Below are 16,002 nucleotides of genomic sequence, written 5' to 3' on the forward strand. Positions count from 1 at the left end.
GCGCGCTCAGCCCGGCGGCCGGCGATAGCGGTACTCGTGGTGCCGGCGGAACCCCAACCGGTCGTACAGCGCCAGCGCCGCCGCGTTGCCGCCGTCCACCTGCAGGTACACCGAGCGGGCCGACTGCGCGGCGCCCCACCGGGCCAGCTCGCCGACGAGGTGGCAGCCCAGGCCCCGGCGCCGGTGGCCCGGGTCGACGGTGAGCGCGGTGATGCCCAGCCAGCCCTCGTCGACGACGGCCCTGGCGACGCCGGCCAGGCTGCCGTCGAGGACGAGCGAGGCGAACACCGGGCGGTCCGCCGCGAGCAGCACGTCGACCGCCGTGGGTGGCAGCGGCGCACCGCGGTAGAGGTAGCCGGACAGCCAGGCCGCGTCGGGGCGGGCGGCGAGTGCGGCCGGCGGCAGCACGTCGGCTGCCGGGGACCGGTCCAGCACCTGCGCGAGCGGGGCGACCAGCACGAGCACCGGGTCGCTCGTCGACCAGCCCCGCCGGTCCAGCTCGGCGGCGAGGTCGGCGGCGGCCGTCCCCGGACCGGCGTCCGGCTGCTGCACGGCCACCGGCAGCCCGTGCCGCGCGTAGAACCGCTCGGCGTGCGCGATGGCCGCGGGCAGCGCGAGGCCGGGATCGCCGAGCGGCAGCACGGAGTTCGCGCGGCCGGTGAAGCCGGACCCGGCGCGCAGCAGCCAGCCACCCAGCCGCTCGACGGTGGTGCCGCGCCAACCCAGCGCCGCGATCCGCTCCAGCTCGGTGACCGGCACCCGGTGCGGGTCGGGGTTCGGATCGGTGACGGGAACGGGCGTCGGGTCGACGGCGGGAGACACCCGCCGACCGTAACGGGACGCCGGCACGTCCCGGCGCGGGCGGCAGAATGACCGGCATGACCGCCGAGACCTCCGCGCCACCGGCCGGCCGCCGACCCGGGCGCGGGCGACCCGGCGGTGCGGACGGCAACCCCGGTCCGGCCGGCGGCGCCCCCGTCGTCGCGCCGGTCGGCACGCCCGCCCCGCTGGGTGCCACGGTGCCCGACCGCGAGGACTTCCGGGAGCTGGCACGGGACCGCCGCGTCGTCCCGGTCTCGCGGCGGCTGCTGGCCGACACGCTGACCCCCGTCGGGCTCTACGCGACGCTGGCCGGCGACCGCCCCGGCACCTTCCTGCTGGAGTCGGCCGAGCACGGCAGATCCTGGTCCCGGTGGTCCTTCGTGGGCGCCGGCAGCCCGGCGGCGCTGTCCGAACGGGACGGCCGGGCGCACTGGATCGGCACCCCGCCGGCCGGCCTGCCCACGGACGGTGACGCGCTGGCCGCGCTCGCCGAGACCGTCCGGTTGCTGCACACCGAGCCGCTCGCCGGCCTGCCGCCGCTCACCGGCGGCATGGTCGGCTACCTGGGGTACGACGTGGTGCGCCGGCTGGAGCGGATCGACGGCGCGCACCCGGCGGTCGACGAGCTGCACGTGCCGGAGCTGGTGATGCTGCTGGCCACCGACCTGGCCGCGCTCGACCACCACGAGGGCACGGTGACCCTGATCGCCAACGCGGTGAACTGGGACGCCACCGACGAGCGGGTGGACGCCGCCTACGACGACGCGGTGGCCCGGCTGGACGCCATGGCGGCCAGGCTGGCCCGGCCGGCGCCGATCCCGCCCGCCGTGTTCGACCGGCCGGCACCGCAGGTGCGGCGGCGGACCAGCTCGGCCGAGTACCGGGAGGTCGTCGAGACCGCCAAGGAGCACGTCCGGGCGGGCGACGCCTTCCAGATCGTGCTGTCCCAGCGTTTCGACATGGACACCGCGGCGGACCCGCTCGAGGTGTATCGGGTGCTGCGCACGACGAACCCCAGCCCGTACATGTACCTGCTGCGGCTGCCGACCCCGGACGGCCGGCCGGTCTCGGTGGTCGGATCGTCGCCGGAGGCGCTGGTCACGGTCCGCGAAGGTCAGGTGACCATGCACCCGATCGCCGGCACGCGCCCGCGGGGCGCCACCGAGGAGGACGACGCGCTGCTGGCCAAGGACCTGCTGGCCGACCTCAAGGAGCGCAGCGAGCACGTCATGCTCGTCGACCTCGGCCGCAACGACCTGGGCCGGGTGTGCGCGGCCGGGACCGTGCGGGTCGTCGACTTCTTCACCGTCGAGCGGTACAGCCACGTCATGCACATCGTCTCGACGGTCACCGGCCGGCTCGCCCCCGGCCGGACCGCGATCGACGCGCTGACCGCCTGCTTCCCCGCCGGGACGCTGTCCGGGGCGCCCAAGCCGCGGGCCATGCAGATCATCGACGAGCTGGAGCCGGCCCGCCGCGGCATCTACGGCGGGATCGTCGGCTACCTGGACTTCGCCGGCGACGCCGACACCGCGATCGCCATCCGCACCGCGCTGCTGGCCGGCGGGACGGCGCACGTGCAGGCCGGTGCCGGCATCGTCGCCGACTCGGTGCCGGAGTCCGAGGACGCGGAGTGCCGCAACAAGGCGGCCGCCGTGCTCGCCGCCGTCGCCGCGGCGGGCACGCTGCACCCGGTGACCGGTGGCTGACCCGGCCACCGCCCCGGCGGCCGGCACGGTCCGGGTGCGCCGCCGGGTGCCGTCGTGGGCCGCGCCGGCCGCGCTCGTGCTGGGCGCTGCCCTGGCCCTGGCCGGCGCGCTGCCGCGGTGGCTGTCCCAGTCCTACGGCACCGACGGGTCCGGTCAGCTCACCCGGACGGGTCTGCAGGCGGCTCCGGCGATCGTGCCGCTCGCCCTGGTGGCCCTGGCCGCGCTGGGCGCCGGCCCGGCGGCCAGGGGCGTGCTGCGCCGCGCCGTCGGCGCGGTGACCGTGCTGGTGGGCATCGGGCTCGGGGTGGCGGCCGTCCTGGCCGTCTCCGCGCCGCCGCGGTACCTGTCCGCGGACGCCGGCCTGCCGGCTCCGCCCGACCTGATGGGACCCGTCCGGGCGCACCCCTGGGGCGCCGCGGTGTCGGTGCTCGGCGCGGTGCTGGTCGTCGCCGGGGGACTGGTCACCGCGGTCGGCCGCGGGACCCGGACACTGGGTGCCCGGTACGACCGCCGGACCGGCCCGGGGCAGTCGCCGGAGGATGCCGCCAGCACCGCCCGGGTCGCCGGAGGCCGTGCGGGCGTGGCGCCGACCCGATCGGCGGGTGCCCGGGGCGATGCCGCGGCGACCGAGGCGGACCTCGCGGCGCGGCTGTGGAAGGACCTGGACGCCGGTGTCGATCCGACGGCCGCCGCGGGCGGACCGGACGACCCGGCCGGGCAGCCGGGCGGCACCGGCGGCCCGCAGATCGCGGAACGTCATCCGGACGGGGACCCCGGCACCCGGCCGGGTGGAGATGCGGCGAGGGCTCCGGTCACCCGGGACGGTGTCCGCCCGGACCCGGCGAGGCAGTTACCATGATTGCCTGCGCGCCGAGCCGCGACTCGCGCGTGGGGGGCAGAGCAGATCGCCCGTCGCCCCAGTCGGACGGGTGCTCGAAGGAGACGACTCGGTGAGCGTGCTGGCGGCAATCCTCGAAGGAGTGCGCGAGGACGTCGCCGCCCGTGAGGCGCAGGTCCCGCTCGCCGAGGTCCGCGCCGCCGCGCAGGCCGCTCCGCCGCCGCGCCCGGTGCTGCCGGTGCTGCGCGAGGCCGGGGTCGGCGTGATCGGCGAGGTCAAGCGCGCCAGCCCGTCCAAGGGTGCGCTGGCGCCGATCGGCGACCCGGCGAAGCTTGCCCGGGCCTACGCCGCCGGCGGGGCCAGGGTGATCTCCGTCCTCACCGAGGGGCGCCGGTTCGGCGGCTCGCTGGCCGACCTGGACGCCGTCCGCGCCGCGGTCGACATCCCCGTGCTGCGCAAGGACTTCGTGGTCTCGCCGTACCAGGTGCACGAGGCCAGGGCGCACGGCGCCGACCTGGTGCTGCTGATCGTCGCGGCGTTGGAGCAGAACGTCCTGCACGGGCTGCTCGAGCGCGTCGAGTCGCTGGGCATGTCCGCGCTGGTCGAGGTGCACACCGAGGCCGAGGCCGACCGTGCCCTGGAGGCGGGCGCCCGGATCATCGGCATCAACGCCCGGAACCTGACCACGCTCTCGGTGGACCGCGGCGTCTTCGCCCGGATCGCGCCCGGCCTGCCCAGCGACGTCGTGCTGGTCGCCGAGTCCGGCGTCCGCGGCACGGCCGACCTGCTGGCCTACGCCGGCGCCGGTGCCGACGCGGTGCTGGTCGGCGAGGGGCTGGTGACCAGCGGCGACCCGCGCGCTGCGGTCGCGGACCTGGTGACCGCCGGCGCACACCCGTCCTGCCCCCGCCCGACGCGCTAGCGTCGGAGGTGCCGGCGTCCCGGCCGGCACGGGGCTGTCGCGCCCCCGAGACATGTCTGGAGTGGTCACCGTGGTGAGCCCTGTCGTCGCACCCCTGGCCGTCGGGCCCGACCCGGACCGGGCCGGCGGGCGGTCGCCCTCGTGGCTCGGTCCCCGGCCCGACGGCCTGCCGCGGCCGTCCGCCGCCGTCACCGGGACGGCGCACGACCCCGACGCGCGCGGGTACTACGGCTCGTTCGGCGGCCGGTGGCTCCCGGAGGCGCTGGTCGTCGCCGTCGACGAGGTGGCCGACGCCTATGCCAAGGCGCGGCTCGACCCGGTCTTCCTGACCGAGCTCGACCGCCTCGCCGAGACCTACGCCGGGCGGCCCAGCCCGCTCACCGACGCGGAGCGGCTCACCGCGCAGGTCGGCGGCGCGCGGATCGTGCTCAAGCGCGAGGACCTGAACCACACCGGCAGCCACAAGATCAACAATGTGCTCGGACAGGCGCTGCTCACCCGCCGGATGGGCAAGACCCGGGTGATCGCCGAGACGGGCGCCGGCCAGCACGGTGTGGCGACGGCGACCGCCGCCGCGCTGCTCGGCCTGGACTGCACCATCTACATGGGCCGGGTCGACACCGAGCGGCAGGCGCTGAACGTCGCCCGGATGCGGCTCCTCGGTGCCGAGGTGGTCGCCGTGGACAGCGGCTCGGCCACCCTCAAGGACGCCATCAACGAGGCGTTCCGGGACTGGGTCACCAACGTCGACCACACCTACTACCTCTTCGGCACGGTGGGCGGCCCGCACCCGTTCCCGCTGATCGTCCGCGACTTCCAGCGGATCATCGGGCTCGAGGCGCGGGCGCAGACGCTGGCCCTCACCGGGCGGCTCCCGGACGCCGTCGCCGCGTGCGTCGGCGGCGGGTCCAACGCCATCGGCATCTTCCACGCCTTCCTGGACGACCCCGGTGTCCGGCTGCTGGGCCTGGAGGCCGGCGGCGACGGGATCGAGACCGGCCGGCACGCCTCGACGATCACCGGCGGCACCGTCGGCGTGCTGCACGGCGCCCGGTCGTTCCTGCTCCAGGACGAGGACGGCCAGATCCGCGAGTCGCACTCGATCTCCGCGGGGCTCGACTACCCCGGGGTCGGGCCGGAGCACGCGCACCTGGCCGAGGTCGGCCGGGCCGAGTTCCGCTCGGTCACCGACCGCGAGGCCATGGACGCCATGGCCCTGCTGGCCCGGACCGAGGGCATCATCCCGGCCATCGAGTCCGCACACGCCGTCGCCGGCGCCGTCGACCTGGCCCGCGAGCTCGGACCGGACGGGCTGGTGCTGGTCAACGTCTCCGGCCGGGGTGACAAGGACATGGAGACGGCCATGCGGTGGTTCGGGCTGGGCGACCCGTCGACGGCGGAGGCGCAGGTCGCCGACCGCACCAGCACAGAGGGCGGCGTCGCCGTCGACGGCCGATGACCGCGACGGACACGGGTGCGACGGCCCGGGGCACCGGGGACCGGCTCGCCGAGCTGTTCACCGCCACCCGCGGTGCCGGGCGGGCGGCGCTCGTCGGGTACCTGCCGGCCGGCTACCCGACCGCGGAGCGGTCCGCGCGGGCGTACGCCGCGCTGCTGGACTCCGGCTGCGACCTGGTCGAGGTCGGGGTGCCGTACTCGGACCCGGTGATCGACGGGCCGGTCATCCAGGCCGCGTCCGACACCGCGCGCGGCAACGGGTTCCGGCTGTCCGACCTGTTCGGGTTGGTCGAGGGCATCGCCGCGCGCGGCGGCCGGGCCGTGGTGATGACCTACATCAACCCGGTGCTGTCCTACGGCATGGACCGCTTCGCCCGCGACCTGGCGGCGGCCGGCGGCCTGGGCGTGATCACCCCGGACCTGATCGTCGACGAGGCCGACGAGTGGCTGGCGGCGGCGGACCGGCACGGCATCGACCCGATCTTTCTGGTCGCCCCGGCGTCGTCGGCGGAACGGATCGCGCGCACCGCGCAGCACACCCGCGGGTTCCTGTACGCGGCGTCGACGATGGGCGTCACCGGCGCCCGCGACCAGGTGTCCTCGGCCGCACCCGAGCTGGTCACCCGCTGCCGGGCGCTCACCGACCTGCCCATCGGTGTCGGTCTCGGCGTGCGCACCGGCGCGCAGGCCGCGGAGATCGCCCGGTTCGCGGACGCAGTGATCGTCGGCTCCGCCTTCACCTCGATGGCCGGCGCCGGGGACGCGGCCGAGGCCGACGCGGCGCTGGCCGGACTGGCCGCCGAGCTGGCGGACGGGGTGCGCATCGCCGCGGCGGCGGCCGCCCCGTCGGCCGGGTCAGCAGTGGGGGACCGGTCGTGAGCCTGGCCGGCGTCACCCGGCTGCCGGCGGCCATCCCGTCGCCGCCGCAGGGTGTCTGGTACGTCGGGCCGCTGCCGGTCCGCGCGTACGCGCTGTTCATCATCTGCGGCATCGTGCTGGCGGTCTGGTGGGGCGGCCGGCGACTCACCGCCCGCGGCGGCCGCCGCGGCGTGGTGACCGACATCGCCGTGTTCGCCGTCCCGTTCGGCCTGATCGGCGGTCGGCTGTACCACGTCATCACCGACAACGAGCTGTACTTCCGGCCCGGCCGCAACCCGTGGCGGGCCTTCGCCATCTGGGACGGCGGGCTCGGCATCTGGGGTGCCATCGCGCTCGGCGCGGTCGGCGCCTACCTGGGCTGCCGCCGCTACGGGATCTCGTTCGCCGCCTTCGCCGACGCGGTGGCCCCGGGCGTCGTCGCCGCCCAGGCGATCGGCCGGCTCGGCAACTACTTCAACCAGGAGTTGTTCGGCAGCCCCAGCTCGCTGCCGTGGGCCCTGGAGGTGTTCGTCCGGACCCCCGGCGGCGTCCCGGGCACCCAGGCGCTGTGCGGTCCGGCCGGGTCCGCACCGGAGTTCCCGACGCAGTACGTCAAGGCGGTGCCGGAGATCCTCTGCGGCACCTACCAGCCGACGTTCCTGTACGAGCTGCTCTGGGACCTGGCCGTGGCGGCGCTGCTGATCTGGGCGGACCGCCGGTTCCGGCTCGGTGCCGGGCAGGTCTTCTGGCTGTACGTCGCCGGGTACACCGCCGGCCGCGGATGGATCGAGATGCTCCGCATCGACACCGCCAACCACTTCCTGGGCCTGCGCATCAACGTCTTCACCTCGATCGCGCTGTTCCTCGTCGCGGTCGTCGTGCTCGTCGCCCGCCGCGGCCGGCCGCGATCCCGCGCCGTCGTCGACGCGCCGACGGCCCCCCGCCCCGGCACCGACGGCACGGAGGGCAGCAACGGTACGGGCGGCGAGGGTCCGGACGGCGCGGCGGGTGCGGTCGGCGGGAGCAGCGACGACGCCCGGGACGACACCCGGGACGACACCGTGGTGCGGTCGTCGCTCGGTGCCGCCGGGGACGGCGTCGCGCGGACCGGAGCGGCGGGGGAGGCACTCGGGCCGGAGGCCCTGTCCACCGGGACGGTCACCGTCGACCCGACGCCGGCCGACCGGACGGACGCACCGTCGGCCGGCAGCCGGCCGGTCGCCCGGGACGACACCGACTGACCTGGGGTCGGACCGCGTCGCCGTCCGTCGGGCACGGGTCGGGCCGCGACGTGCCGCGTTGTGCCGTGCCACCACGGCCGCAGCCGGTCACGAGCGGGTCACCGGACGCGACGAAGCAGGCGTCCGCAGGTCACAGGTCCGTTGCGGGCAGCCGCTGTGTGAAGCGGAGGTAGGGCGAGCGCGCCACTGTCCTGTAATCTGCCGGTAACTGGGCCATCGCCGTCCCGGTGACCCGGAGGACGGGGTCGCGGGTCCGGCAGACATCCTGCAGCGCCGCGCGCCGACCGTTCCGTCCCGGCCGCCAGCCCGCCCGTGCACACCACACCACCGGGGACAGCGGCCTGTCCCGCGGGCGCGCGCCGTCGCCTCCCGCCCCCAGCCCCGCACATCGTGCGGTGTGCGTACCACCGCCCGCCCCCGGGTCACCGGATCGGGTACCAGACCGGACACCGCAGGCACCCGCCCGCCCTGTCCACGACGGGAGGTCTGCCGTGCTGTTCTCCGCTGCGCCCGGTCCCCAGGGCCTGTACGACCCCGCCGCCGAGCACGACGCCTGCGGCGTCGCCGCGGTGGCCGACATCCGTGGGCGGCGGAGCAACAAGGTCGTCGCCGACGGCATCACGGCACTGATCAACCTGGACCACCGCGGCGCGGCCGGCGCGGATCCCGCCGTCGGTGACGGCGCCGGCATCCTGCTGCAGGTCCCGGAGGGCTTCCTGCGCGCCGTCGTGGACTTCGAGCTGCCGACCGTCGACGAGCCGCACAGTGCCGCCGGCGCCGACAGGGCGGACAGTGCCGGCACGGAGCCGGCGGACGGCTGCGCGTTCGCCGTCGGCCTCGGTTTCCTGCCCGTCGACGTGGCGCAGCGCCGCGCGGCCAAGCAGATCGTCGCGCAGGTGCTCGCCGACGAGGGCCTGGAGCTGCTCGGCTGGCGGTCGGTGCCCACCGAGCCGGAGCGGTCCGGGGTCGGCCGGATGGCACTGGACGTCATGCCGGTGTTCGAGCACCTGTTCGTCGCCGCGCCCGCCGGCGCGGACGGCCGACGGCCGCACGGCCTGCTCCTGGACCGCCTGGTGTACCCGGCGCGCAAGCGCATCGAGCGCGACACCGCCACGGCCGGGTGCGGCGTCTACTTCGCCTCGCTGTCCAGCCGGACCACGGTCTACAAGGGCATGCTGACCACCGTCCAGCTCCCCGAGTTCTTCACCGACCTGCGGGACCAGCGGATGGAGAGCGCGATCGTCGTCGTGCACTCCCGGTTCTCGACGAACACCTTCCCCGCCTGGCCGCTCGCGCACCCGTTCCGGTTCATCGCGCACAACGGCGAGATCAACACCGTCCGCGGCAACCGCAACCGGATGCGGGCCCGGGAGGCGCTGCTGGCCTCCGACCTGATCCCCGGCGACCTGGCGCGGGCCTTCCCGATCTGCTCGCCGGACGCCAGTGACTCGGCCTCGTTCGACGAGGTGCTCGAGCTGCTGCACCTGGGCGGCCGGTCGCTGCCGCACGCCGTGCTGATGATGATCCCCGAGGCGTGGGAGAACGGCGCCGCGACGATGGACCCGTCCATCCGCGCGTTCGCCGAGTTCCACGCCTGCCTCATGGAGCCGTGGGACGGCCCGGCCTGCGTCACGTTCACCGACGGGCGGCTGCTCGGCGCGGTCCTGGACCGCAACGGGCTGCGGCCCGGCCGCTGGTGGCTGACCTCGGACGACACCGTGGTGCTGGCCAGCGAGTCCGGCGTGCTGCCGATCCCGCCGGAGAAGGTGGTCGAGCGGGGCCGGCTGCAGCCGGGCCGGATGTTCCTGGTGGACACGGCCGCCGGCCGGATCCTGGACGACCTCGAGGTCAAGCGGTCGCTGGCCGCCGAGCACCCCTACGCCGAGTGGGTGCACGCGGGGCTGATCCACCTGGACGAGCTGCCGTCCCGCCCGCACAACACCTCGTCGCACGGCTCGGTGCTGCGCCGCCAGCAGGTCTTCGGCTACACCGTCGAGGAGCTGCGGGTGCTGGTCACCCCGATGGCCAGGACCGGTGCCGAGGGCACCGGCTCGATGGGATCGGACACCCCCGAAGCCGTGCTCTCCACCCGGCCCCGGTTGCTGTTCGACTACTTCACCCAGCTGTTCGCCCAGGTCACCAACCCGCCGCTGGACGCCATCCGCGAGCAGGTGGTGACCAGCATGGCCAGCGTGATCGGTCCGGAGCGCAACCTGCTCGAGCCCGGACCGTCGTCCTGCCGGCTGATCAAGCTGCCCTACCCGATCCTGGACAACGACGACCTGGCCCGGCTGGCCGGCGTCAACGCCGACGGCGACCTGCGCGGCTACGCCTCGGCGACCATCTCCGGGCTGTACGACGTGGACGGCGGCGGCGCGGCCCTGGCCGCTGCGCTGGAGCGATGTCGGCGCGAGGCCGACGAGGCGATCGCCGCCGGCGCCCGGATCCTGGTGCTGTCCGACCGCGACTCCGACGCCCGGCGCGCCCCGATCCCGTCGCTGCTGCTGACCTCCGCCGTGCACCAGCACCTGGTGCGGGTCAAGTCCCGGACCAAGGTCGCCCTGGTGGTCGAGGCCGGCGACGCCCGCGAGGTGCACCACGTGGCGCTGCTGCTGGGCTACGGCGCCGGCGCGGTGAACCCCTACCTGGTCCTGGACTCCGCGGAGGACCTGGCCCGGTCCGGCGTGCTCGATGCCGTCCCCGCCGACCAGGCGGTCCGCAACGTCGTCACCGCGCTCGGCAAGGGCGTGCTCAAGGTGATGAGCAAGATGGGCATCTCGACGGTCGGCTCCTACCGCGGCGCGCAGGTGTTCGCGGCATTCGGGCTGGACGACGAGCTGCTCGCCGAGTACTTCTCGGGCACCACGTCCCGCACCGGCGGCAGCGACCTGGCCGTGCTCGCCGAGGACGTGGCGTCCCGGCACCGGCTGGCCTTCGCAGGCAACACCGCGGTCCGGGAGCACCGCGGACTGGAGATCGGCGGCCAGTACCAGTGGCGGCGGGAGGGCGAGATCCACCTGTTCAACCCGGAGACCGTCTACCTGCTGCAGCACTCGTCGCGCACCAAGCAGGAGTCGGTGTTCCGCCGGTACACCGACACCGTCGACGAGCTGTCCCGCCGCGGCGGAACCCTGCGCGGCCTGTTCGGATTGCGCACCGACGTCCGGACACCGATCCCGCTCGAGGACGTCGAGCCGGCGTCGGAGATCGTCAAGCGCTTCGTCACCGGCGCCATGTCCTACGGGTCCATCTCGCGGGAGGCGCACGAGACGCTGGCGGTGGCGATGAACCGGCTGGGCGGCCGCTCCAACACCGGCGAGGGCGGCGAGGACGTCGACCGGCTGCTCGACCCGGTCCGCCGGTCGGCCATCAAGCAGGTGGCGTCCGGCCGGTTCGGCGTCACCAGCGCGTACCTGGTCAACGCGGCCGAGATCCAGATCAAGATGGCGCAGGGCGCCAAGCCCGGCGAGGGCGGCCAGCTGCCCGGGAACAAGGTGTACCCGTGGATCGCCGCGACCCGGCACGCCACCACCGGGGTCGGGTTGATCTCGCCCCCGCCGCACCACGACATCTACTCGATCGAGGACCTCAAGCAGCTCATCCACGACCTGCGCAACGCCAACCCGCGGGCCGAGGTGTCGGTCAAGCTGGTGGCCGAGCCGGGCGTCGGCACGGTCGCGGCCGGCGTCGCCAAGGCGCACTCGGACCGGGTGGTGATCGCCGGGCACGACGGCGGCACCGGCGCCGCCGCGCTGACCTCGCTGAAGCACACCGGGCAGCCCTGGGAGCTCGGCCTGGCCGAGGCGCAGCAGACGCTGCGGCTGAACGGGCTGCGCGAGCAGGTCCGGCTGCAGGCCGACGGCGGCATGAAGACCGGTCGCGACGTCGTCATCGCCGCGCTGCTGGGGGCCGAGGAGTACGGGTTCGCCACCGCGCCGCTGGTCGTCGCCGGCTGCATCATGATGCGGGTCTGCCACCTGGACACCTGCCCGGTCGGCATCGCCACCCAGAACCCGGTGCTGCGCGAGCGCTACACCGGCACCCCGGAGTTCGTCGAGACGTTCTTCCTGTTCCTGGCCGAGCAGGTGCGCGAGTACCTGGCCGCGCTGGGCTTCGCCACGGTGCAGGAGGCCGTGGGCCACGCCGAGCTGCTGGACGTGGCGCCGGCCGTCGACCACCACCGGGCCCGCGGCCTGGACCTGGCGCCGCTGCTCGCGGTCGCCGACACCCCGTCCGGCCACTCGTGCACCGGCCTGCCGCGGCACGACCTGTCCCGCTCGCTGGACGCCCGGTTCGTCGAGCAGGCGCACGAGGCGCTGCAGGACGGCACCCCGGTGGCGCTGCGCAGCGAGATCCGCAACGTCGACCGGACGACCGGGACGATGCTCGGCTCCGAGGTCACCCGGCGGTTCGGCCCGGACGGGCTGCCGGACGGCACCATTCGCGTGGCGTTGACCGGCACCGCCGGGCAGTCGCTCGGCGCGTTCCTGCCGGCCGGGATCACCCTGACGCTGACCGGTGACGCCAACGACTACGTCGCCAAGGGGCTGTCCGGCGGCCGGGTCGTGGTGCGTCCCGCGGAGAACTCGCCCGCCCAGGCGCCGGGAGCCAAGGTGCAGGTCATCGCCGGCAACACCATCGGCTACGGCGCCACGTCGGGCGAGGTGTACCTGCGCGGCCGGGTGGGGGAGCGGTTCGCCGTCCGCAACTCCGGCGCGCTGTTCGTCGCCGAGGGCGCCGGCGACCACGCCTGCGAGTACATGACCGGGGGCCGGGTGGTGGTGCTCGGCCGCACCGGCCGCAACGCGGCCGCCGGCATGAGCGGCGGCATCGCCTACTTCCTGGATCCCGACCCGGCCCGGATCAACACCGAGCTGGTGGACGTCGAGCCGGTGACCCTGGAGGACGAGGTGCTCTGGCTCGGCCAGGTGATCGCCGACCACCAGCGGTGGACCGGGTCCACCGTCGCCGCGGCGCTGCTGGCCGACTGGCCGGCGTCCGCGCAGCGGTTCCGCCGCGTCATGCCCCGCGACTACCGGCGGGTCCTGGACCTGCGGGCCGAGGCCGAGCGCAGCGGCACCGACGCCGACCGACTGATCATGGAGGCATCGCGTGGCTGATCCCACCGGCTTTCTCAAGTACGAGCGCCAGGGGCCGGCGCGGCGCCCGATCCCCCTGCGGCTGCGGGACTGGAACGAGGTCTACGAGCCGTTCAGCCGCGAGGACACCAGCGTCCAGGCCGCGCGGTGCATGGACTGCGGCATCCCGTTCTGCCACCAGGGTTGCCCGCTGGGGAACCTGATCCCGGAGTGGAACGAGCTGGTCCGGCTGGGGCGCTGGGACGAGGCCTCGGAACGGCTGCACGCCACCAACAACTTCCCCGAGTTCACCGGCCGGCTCTGCCCGGCGCCGTGCGAGGGCGCCTGCGTGCTGGGCATCGCCGACGACCCGGTGTCGATCAAGCTGGTCGAGCAGGAGATCGGCGACTGGGCGGTGGAGAACGGCGGCCTGACGCCGCGCCCGGCCGCCGTGGCCACCGGGCGCAAGGTAGCGGTGGTCGGCTCCGGCCCGGCTGGGCTGGCCGCCGCCCAGCAGCTGGCCCGCGCCGGTCACGAGGTGACCGTCTTCGAGCGCGACGGCCGGATCGGCGGGCTGATGCGCTACGGGATCCCGGAGTTCAAGATGGACCGCTCCGTCCTGGACCGCCGGCTGGACCAGATGCGCGCCGAGGGCGTGCGGTTCCTGACCCACTGCACGGTCGGCGCGGACGTCTCGGTGGCCGACCTGCGCCGCCGGTTCGACGCGATCGTGCTGGCCACCGGCGCCACCGTCGGCCGCGAGCTGCGTGTCGCCGGCCGCACGCTGGCGGGCGTCCACCTGGCCATGGAGTACCTGGTCGGCGCCAACCGCGCCCTCGAGGACGCCGCACCGGGTGCCCGCCCGAACTTCCCGATCGACGCCGGCGGCAAGCACGTGGTGATCATCGGCGGCGGCGACACCGGCGCCGACTGCTACGGCACCGCGCTGCGCCAGGGCGCCGCGTCGGTGACCCAGCTCGACATCCACCTGCAGCCGCCGCCCACCCGGGACGCGAGCACGCCGTGGCCGACGTACCCCTTGCTGCTGCGCACCTCGGCGGCGCACGAGGAGGGCGGCCAGCGGGTGTTCGGGGTCAACTCGACCTCGTTCAAGGGCAGCGGGACCGGCCCGGACGGCGGCCCCACCGGCCACGTGACCGGCATCGACCTGGTCGAGGGGCGGCGGGTGCCGGGCGGTTTCGTGCCCACCCCGGGCACGGAGCGGCACCTGGAGGCGGATCTGGTGCTGCTGGCGCTCGGCTTCGTCGGCCCGGAGCGCGCCGGCCTGCTCGACGAGCTCGGGGTGGACGTCACCGGCCGCGGGACGGTGGCCCGGGACGACGACTACATGACGAACATGCCCGGCGTCTTCGTCGCCGGGGATGCCGGGCGCGGCCAGTCGCTGATCGTCTGGGCCATCGCCGAGGGCCGGTCCGCGGCCGCCGGGGTCGACGCGTACCTCTCCGGCGCCACCGCGCTGCCGGACCCCGTGGAGCCGTCCGCGGTCGCCCTGCGCTGACGCCGGCACACCCTCCGGCGCCCGGCCGGCGCCCGCCCGGTGAGGGTGCGCCGGCGGTGGTGTGACCCCGGCTTCAGAATCGGTTCAGATGCGCCGGTAGGGTGGTCGGCATGGAACGCCGCGCGAAGATCGTCTGCACCCTGGGCCCCGCAACGTCTTCCGAGGCGGCGATCACCTCGCTCATCGAGGCGGGCATGAACGTGGCCCGGATGAACTTCAGCCACGGCGACTACGCCGACCACCAGCAGGTGCACGGCTACGTGCGCGCCGCCGCAGCCCGGCTGGGCCGGACCGTCGGCATCCTCGCCGACCTGCAGGGCCCCAAGATCCGGCTCGGCCGGTTCTCCGACGGCCCGCACCACTGGGACACCGGCGACAGCGTGACCATCACGGTCGAGGACGTCGTCGGGACCCGGGAGCGGGTCTCCACCACCTACAAGGGTCTGGCCAACGACGCCCGTCCCGGTGACCGGCTGCTCATCGACGACGGCAAGGTCGGCCTGGTCGTCACCGCCGTCGAGGGCGACGACGTGCACTGCACCGTCACCGAGGGCGGCCCGGTGTCCAACAACAAGGGCATCTCGCTGCCCGGCATGAACGTGTCGGTGCCCGCCATGTCCGACAAGGACATCGCGGACCTCAAGTTCGCGCTGTCCCTGGGCGTGGACTTCGTCGCGCTGTCCTTCGTCCGGTCCCCGTCCGACGTCGACCTGGTCCACCAGGTCATGGACGAGGTCGGTGCCGCGCGCGTCCCGGTCATCGCCAAGCTCGAGAAGCCCGAGGCGGTGGCCAATCTCGAGGCGATCGTGCTGGCGTTCGACGGGGTGATGGTGGCCCGCGGCGACCTGGGCGTCGAGCTGCCGCTGGAGCAGGTCCCGCTGGTGCAGAAGCGCACGGTGCAGATCGCCCGGGAGAACGCCAAGCCGGTCATCGTCGCCACCCAGATGCTCGACTCGATGATCGAGCACTCCCGGCCCACCCGGGCGGAGGCCTCGGACGTCGCCAACGCCGTCCTGGACGGCGCGGACGCGGTGATGCTGTCCGGCGAGACCTCGGTCGGCAAGTACCCGTTCGTCACCGTCGCGACGATGGCCCGGATCATCGAGGCCGTCGAGCAGGAGACCACCGTGGTGCCGCCGCTGAGCCACGTGCCGCGGACCAAGCGTGGCGTGCTGTCCTACGCGGCCCGCGACATCGGCGAGCGGCTGGAGGCCAAGGCGCTGGTGGCCTTCACGCAGACCGGGGACACGGTGCGGCGGCTGGCCCGGCTGCACACCCACCTGCCGCTGCTGGCCTTCACGCCGCTCGAGTCGACGCGGAACCAGCTGTCGCTGACCTGGGGGACGAAGACCTTCGAGGTGGCGTCGGTCGATTCGACCGACGCGATGGTCGCGCTGGTGGACAGTGCCATGCTCGAGGTCCCCGGATACCACGCCGGGGACACGGTGGTCATCGTGGCCGGCTCCCCGCCGAACACCTCGGGATCGACGAACCTGATCCGGGTGCACCGGCTCGGCGCCGACGACTGACCTCCGGACGGACACCTCGACCCGGGAG

The 16,002-nt window shown here is 74.9% G+C and carries 10 protein-coding genes; 9 read left to right on the forward strand and 1 reads right to left on the reverse strand.

The window, feature by feature from the left end:
• Positions 1-6: 6 nt before the first annotated feature.
• Complete coding sequence (locus tag IEY37_RS03995) at positions 7-822, reverse strand: GNAT family N-acetyltransferase (protein ID WP_229673796.1); 816 nt, start codon at positions 820-822, stop codon at positions 7-9.
• A 47-nt stretch (positions 823-869) separates the two neighbouring features.
• Here IEY37_RS03995 and IEY37_RS04000 point away from each other — a divergent pair, with 47 nt between their 5' ends.
• From IEY37_RS04000 to pyk, 9 genes are all read left to right on the forward strand, one after another.
• Complete coding sequence (locus IEY37_RS04000) at positions 870-2,531, forward strand: anthranilate synthase component I (RefSeq protein ID WP_373298250.1); 1,662 nt, start codon at positions 870-872, stop codon at positions 2,529-2,531.
• Entirely contained in the window at positions 2,524-3,390 is an 867-nt protein-coding gene (locus IEY37_RS04005; RefSeq protein WP_188940261.1) for a Trp biosynthesis-associated membrane protein, read from the forward strand. The genes IEY37_RS04000 and IEY37_RS04005 overlap by 8 nt, the downstream gene beginning before the upstream one ends.
• Before the next feature lie 91 nt (positions 3,391-3,481).
• The gene (trpC, locus tag IEY37_RS04010; RefSeq protein WP_229673798.1) at positions 3,482-4,291 is read left to right on the forward strand and encodes an indole-3-glycerol phosphate synthase TrpC; all 810 of its coding nucleotides are present in this window, start codon (positions 3,482-3,484) and stop codon (positions 4,289-4,291) included.
• Positions 4,292-4,457: 166 nt separating this feature from the next.
• Positions 4,458-5,750: a tryptophan synthase subunit beta gene (gene trpB, locus IEY37_RS04015; RefSeq protein WP_229674049.1), complete on the forward strand. Its 1,293-nt coding sequence runs from the start codon at positions 4,458-4,460 to the stop codon at positions 5,748-5,750.
• A complete protein-coding gene (trpA, locus tag IEY37_RS04020) occupies positions 5,747-6,628 on the forward strand; it encodes a tryptophan synthase subunit alpha (RefSeq protein WP_188940264.1) in 882 nt (293 codons plus the stop codon). The genes trpB and trpA overlap by 4 nt, the downstream gene beginning before the upstream one ends.
• Positions 6,625-7,848 carry a prolipoprotein diacylglyceryl transferase gene (lgt, locus tag IEY37_RS04025; RefSeq protein ID WP_188940265.1) on the forward strand — a complete coding sequence of 408 codons (1,224 nt, stop codon included), beginning with the start codon at positions 6,625-6,627 and terminating at the stop codon, positions 7,846-7,848. Before trpA ends, lgt begins: the two co-directional genes overlap by 4 nt.
• 491 nt (positions 7,849-8,339) lie before the next feature.
• Complete coding sequence (gene gltB / locus IEY37_RS04030; protein ID WP_188940266.1) at positions 8,340-12,968, forward strand: glutamate synthase large subunit; 4,629 nt, start codon at positions 8,340-8,342, stop codon at positions 12,966-12,968.
• Positions 12,961-14,445 (forward strand): glutamate synthase subunit beta, encoded by a 1,485-nt coding sequence (locus IEY37_RS04035; protein ID WP_188940267.1) that lies wholly within the window; start codon positions 12,961-12,963, stop codon positions 14,443-14,445. Before gltB ends, IEY37_RS04035 begins: the two co-directional genes overlap by 8 nt.
• A 110-nt stretch (positions 14,446-14,555) precedes the next feature.
• Positions 14,556-15,974: a pyruvate kinase gene (gene pyk / locus IEY37_RS04040; RefSeq protein ID WP_188940268.1), complete on the forward strand. Its 1,419-nt coding sequence runs from the start codon at positions 14,556-14,558 to the stop codon at positions 15,972-15,974.
• Positions 15,975-16,002: the final 28 nt, after the last annotated feature.

Origin of the sequence: Nakamurella endophytica (assembly GCF_014646215.1) — a bacterium.
GTDB classification, from domain to species: Bacteria; Actinomycetota; Actinomycetes; order Mycobacteriales; family Nakamurellaceae; genus Nakamurella; species Nakamurella endophytica.

Bases quoted from the DNA above. Each gene is read 5' to 3' on its own strand.
- IEY37_RS04000 (WP_373298250.1), top strand. From the start codon at position 870: ATGACCGGCATGACCGCCGAGACCTCCGCGCCACCGGCCGGCCGCCGA.
- trpA (WP_188940264.1), top strand. From the start codon at position 5,747: ATGACCGCGACGGACACGGGTGCGACGGCCCGGGGCACCGGGGACCGG.
- pyk (WP_188940268.1), top strand. From the start codon at position 14,556: ATGGAACGCCGCGCGAAGATCGTCTGCACCCTGGGCCCCGCAACGTCT.